This window comes from Caballeronia sp. M23-90 (assembly GCF_053574605.1).
Map to the genome: position 1 here is coordinate 1 of NZ_JBSIPA010000510.1, position 4,483 is coordinate 4,483.

Sequence of the window (4,483 nt, forward strand, 5' to 3'; positions counted from 1 at the left end):
TTGCTGGCGGGACGCGGCGGAATGGGCGGAACGGCGGGCATATACAGCGGTCCGCGCTGACCACACGCGGTGAGCAGCGTCCCGGCGGAAATGGCCAAAGCCGCTACAATCGCGCTCATCCTGAAGACGACTTGCATCACTGTCCCTGAATAATTAATCGACGGAGTTTAGCATGACCGACAACGAATACCTGACGCTCGCCGAGGCTGCGCTGGCGGCCATCGAGCGCGATGTGGACAGCCTGGATGCCGACGTGGAATTCGAGCGCAGCGGCAATGTGCTCACGCTGGAATTTGAAAATCGCACGAAGCTGATCGTCAATTTGCAACCGCCGATGCACGAGTTGTGGCTTGCGGCGAAATCGGGCGGATTCCACTACAAATATGTGGACGGCGCGTGGCGCAATACGCGCGATGGCAGCGAGTTTTTCGAGGCGCTCAGTCAGTGCGCAAGCGAACAGGCCGGCGAGCCGGTCCGCTTTTCAGCCTGAAATCCATTTCAAATCAAAACTCAGACCGGCGCGTTTTCAATTGCCGCCCTTGAACAGATTCATGATGTCCTGCTTTTCCTGGTCGCCGACCTGAGGTGCAGGCGCTGCCGGCGATGCGCCGCTCGCGCCTTCCGGCGGCGCCTGGCTCACGCCGATGGTCGCAACGAATCCATGTCCCGGCGTGAGGTCATCGAAGTACAGCTCGCCACCAAGCGACACTACATCGGGCGGCATGCTCGACTTGTACTCCGGCACGCCACGCAATGCCCGGCTCATATATTCCATCCACACTGGTAACGCGAGTCCGCCGCCCGTTTCCTTGTCGCCGAGACTGCGCGGCGAGTCGTAGCCAATCCACGAAATCGCCACCAGCGAATGCTGGTATCCGGCGAACCATGCGTCGTGCGAGTCGTTGGTCGTTCCCGTCTTGCCCGCGAGATCAGAGCGCTTCAACTGGTTGGTGCGCGCGCCGGTACCGCGTTGCGCCACGCTTTGCAGCAGGCTGTTCATCACGTATGCGTTACGCGGCGTGATGGCGAGCGGTGCACTTTCGCCGGCAACCAGCGGTTGCGGATGCGAGACCACCGCGCCACGAGGGTCGGTGATATCGGCGATCAGATACGGATTCACACGATACCCGCCGTTTGCAAACACCGAATAACCCGTCGCCATTTGCAGCGGGGTGACCTGACCGGCGCCGAGCGCCATGGGCAGATAGGCGGGCTGGCGCGCGGCATCGAACCCAAACTTCGTCACGTAGCCCTGCGCGTACTTCGTGCCGATGTTGTTCAGGATGCGGATGGACACCAGGTTCTTCGACTTCATCAGCGCGGTACGCATGGGCATGGGTCCGTCGAACCCGCCGCCGTAGTTCTTCGGTTCCCACGCCTGGCCGCCTGTTTCTCCGGCGCTGAAATAAAGCGGCGCGTCGTTGATGATGGTCGCGGGCGACAAGCCTTTCTCAAGCGATGCCGAATAGATGAACGGCTTGAAGCTCGAACCCGGCTGGCGCCACGCCTGTGTGACGTGGTTGAACTTGTTCTTGTTGAAATCGAAGCCGCCGACAAGCGCGCGGATTGCGCCGTCCTGCGGCACGACGGAAACGAACGCGCCTTCAACCTGCGGAAGCTGCGTGATGACCCAGTTGTCGTCTTCGTTTTTCATCAGGCGCACGATGGCGCCAGGGCGCAGGCGCTGACTCGGCTGCGCGCGCGTGCTGAGCGCGCTCGCGACGAAGCGCAAATCGTTGCCTTCAACCGTGGCCACGTTGCCATCGATAAAACTCGCCTTTACCTGCTTCACGTTCGCCGAGGTCACGACGGCTGCAACAATCTCGCCGTTGTCCGGATGGTCGACGAGCGCGTCGTCAATCGCCTGTTCGCGATCGTCGGCATCAGCCGGCAAATCGATGAAACCTTCCGGCCCCCGATACCCATGCCGGTGTTCATAATCCATCAGCCCCTTTCGCAGCGCACGGTAGGCCGCGTCCTGATCGGCGGAATCGATGGTCGTCACCACGTTCAGCCCACGCGTATAAGCCTCCTCCCGATACTGCGCATACATCATCTGGCGGACCATTTCAGCCACGTACTCGGCGTGCACGCTGAACTCACGTCCCGCGCCTTTCACCACCAGCGGCTGCTTCGCGGCTTCCTCGTACTGTTCCCGCGTGATGTAACGCAACTCGTACATGCGCTCGAGAATGTACTGCTGGCGAACCTTCGCGCGCTTCGGGTTGACGACCGGGTTGTACGCCGACGGCGCTTTGGGCAGGCCGGCGAGCATTGCTGCCTCAGCGAGCGTGATGTCCTTGATGTCCTTGCCGAAATAAACCCGGGCGGCGCTCGCGAAACCGTACGCACGCTGTCCCAGGTAAATCTGGTTCATGTAGACCTCGAGAATCTGGTCCTTGGTGAGCGCCCGCTCGATCTTGTACGCGAGGAGCATTTCGTAAATCTTGCGCGTATAGGTTTTTTCGCTCGACAGGAAGAAATTGCGCGCGACCTGCATGGTGATCGTGCTCGCGCCTTGCGATGCATGGCCGTTCGTCAATGCAACCGCGCCGGCACGCAGGATGCCGGTCACGTCGACGCCGCCGTGATCGTAGAAACGGGCGTCCTCGATGGCAAGCACCGCTTTCTTGAGATAGTCCGGCACGTCCTGGATGCGCACGACGCTGCGCCGTTCCTCGCCGAATTCTCCAATCAGCACGTGATCCGCCGTGTACACGCGCAGCGGCACTTTCGGACGGTAGTCAGTGAGCGCGTCGAGCGACGGCAGGTTCGGCTGCGCCACGACGAGCGCGTAACCCAAGACGAGTACGGCGCTGGCGATCAATCCAAAAATGCAAATCATCAGCCCGAGCAGAAGCCTGATCCAGAGCGGACGGCGCTTGCCAGGTTCGGACTGACGGGACGGCGGGGACGACGGAGACTGAGATTGCATGGCACCACCAAAAAACGGTCCCGCGATTATAGCCGCCCGACTTTGCGGCTTTCGGCCGGCTTACTCGGGTGTTGCGCGGAGGTCTCGGAAGCGATGATTTTTGTCGGAATAAGCGTTGACTGAATGACCAAGTCTAACGTTTGCGGCACGCGCATTGGCGCCAGAATGCCGCCGTTTTAAACCGGCCGGGACCTTGACGTTAGCCACTTGGCTGAGTGGTGACAATCACGCCTGCTGCCCACAATTCTTCCATTGCCAGCGCCCGAACGGTTCGGTGCGCGGCCGGACAGGAGAGGTAGAGCATGGGTGCGCAGACGGCGTTGCGTGGATCAGTGGTGACGGTGACCCGGCGGTTCGCGGCGGGTATCGATATAACCGAGCGGGCTGTGCGACTGGCCGTGGTCAGCAAGCGGCTGCAGGCCAACCGGCCGGTTTGCGTCGAGCGGCTGGAAGAGGTCTTGTTGCCGAGGGGCGCGGTGGTCAGCGGCGATTTCGTCGATGGTGCTGCGATCTCGGCGGCGTTGCGCGAAGCGTTTTCGCGGCTGCCGGCGCGGGGCGCGCTGCGCTCGCTGCGTTGTGCGATGGCGTTGCCTGCATCGGCGACGCTCACCACGCGGGTATTGCTTGAAAAACTGTCGAGCGAAAAGCAGAAGCTTGGTCACGATCCGCGCGGTGTGCTCGAGCCGGCCGTGCTGGCCGAGGCCGAGCGCCTGGCGGGTATCGAACGTGGGGCGCTGTCTGTGGACTGGTCGATCTACGAGCGTGACGACGGTGCGACCGAGGTCTCCATCGCAGCCACGGCCCGGCGCTACGTGGAGTCGCGCGTAGAGGCCGCGGCGGGCGCCGACATTGTGCTGAGCGCCATCGATGGCGAGCCGGGCGCCGCCTTGCGTGCGTTGTGCTATTCGGCTGCGATGGAAATCGACCGGGAGGAGCGGTTTGTCGCGTGCTGGATCGAGAGCTCGGGGCTGCATGCGTGGGTTATCGGCGAGGATGGCGTGGAGAACGAGATGCGGTATCCATCGCCGGAATACTCGAGCGCGATCGAGGCGTTGACGGATCTCGTCGGCAATGGGCCTCGCGTGCACTGGATTTATGTGGGCGGGGATATTGAGCTGCTGAATCGGGCGGGGGTGTCTACACAAATGCTGACGGTCACGTTCGGATGCCCGGTCATGCCATTCGAATGCGCGCCGTTTTGCAATGGAGCGCAGCGTGTGGACGACCGCCTCGCGCATTCGCCCTTGTTCGCCGTTGCGCTGGGACTCGGACTGCGTGAGGTGATGCCATGAGCGCGGCTGGTTTGCATGCTTTTAATTTGCTGCCTTATCGGCCGGGCGCGCGGCGTCGTGCGCGCAATCGTGCGTTGGCGTTGCTCGCTGGCGCGAGCGTTGCCGGATGTGGCGCGGTCGGCGCAATGGCCGGATGGGAGGCGCTGACGCGTGCTCATCTGGATGAGCAACGTGTGGCGCTCGATCAGGCGTTGGCCAGGTTGAGCGCGCCTTTGGCGGAGCACGCGCGTCTGGCCGAGCGGGAAGCCTTGGGCAA

At 62.4% G+C, this 4,483-nt stretch carries 4 protein-coding genes and 1 pseudogene; 3 read left to right on the forward strand and 2 right to left on the reverse strand.

What is annotated here, in order from left to right; genetic code table 11:
• On the reverse strand, window positions 1-137 hold a 137-nt coding region (lptM, locus tag ACRXB1_RS31250; protein ID WP_449494245.1), incomplete at its 3' end, for an LPS translocon maturation chaperone LptM.
• Between the two features lie 35 nt (window positions 138-172).
• Here lptM and cyaY point away from each other — a divergent pair.
• Complete coding sequence (gene cyaY, locus ACRXB1_RS31255; RefSeq protein WP_062000473.1) at window positions 173-490, forward strand: iron donor protein CyaY; 318 nt, start codon at window positions 173-175, stop codon at window positions 488-490.
• Window positions 491-526: 36 nt separating this feature from the next.
• On the opposite strand, the gene ACRXB1_RS31260 is transcribed toward cyaY, so the two are convergent.
• Window positions 527-2,935, reverse strand: a complete 2,409-nt coding sequence (locus ACRXB1_RS31260) for a penicillin-binding protein 1A (RefSeq protein ID WP_062168139.1) — start codon at window positions 2,933-2,935, stop codon at window positions 527-529.
• Between the two features lie 302 nt (window positions 2,936-3,237).
• On the opposite strand from ACRXB1_RS31260, the gene pilM reads away from it, so the two are divergent.
• Both pilM and ACRXB1_RS31270 read left to right on the forward strand, forming a co-directional pair.
• Entirely contained in the window at window positions 3,238-4,227 is a 990-nt protein-coding gene (gene pilM / locus ACRXB1_RS31265; protein ID WP_086383286.1) for a type IV pilus biogenesis protein PilM, read from the forward strand.
• Window positions 4,224-4,483, forward strand: a pseudogene (locus tag ACRXB1_RS31270) (fimbrial assembly family protein); the annotation flags it as partial. The gene pilM and the pseudogene ACRXB1_RS31270, both read left to right, overlap by 4 nt.

Excerpts from the sequence above, each read along its gene's own strand:
- pilM (WP_086383286.1), top strand. The coding sequence starts at position 3,238 with ATGGGTGCGCAGACGGCGTTGCGTGGATCAGTGGTGACGGTGACCCGG.
- ACRXB1_RS31260 (WP_062168139.1), bottom strand. The coding sequence starts at position 2,935 with ATGCAATCTCAGTCTCCGTCGTCCCCGCCGTCCCGTCAGTCCGAACCT.
- cyaY (WP_062000473.1), top strand. The coding sequence starts at position 173 with ATGACCGACAACGAATACCTGACGCTCGCCGAGGCTGCGCTGGCGGCC.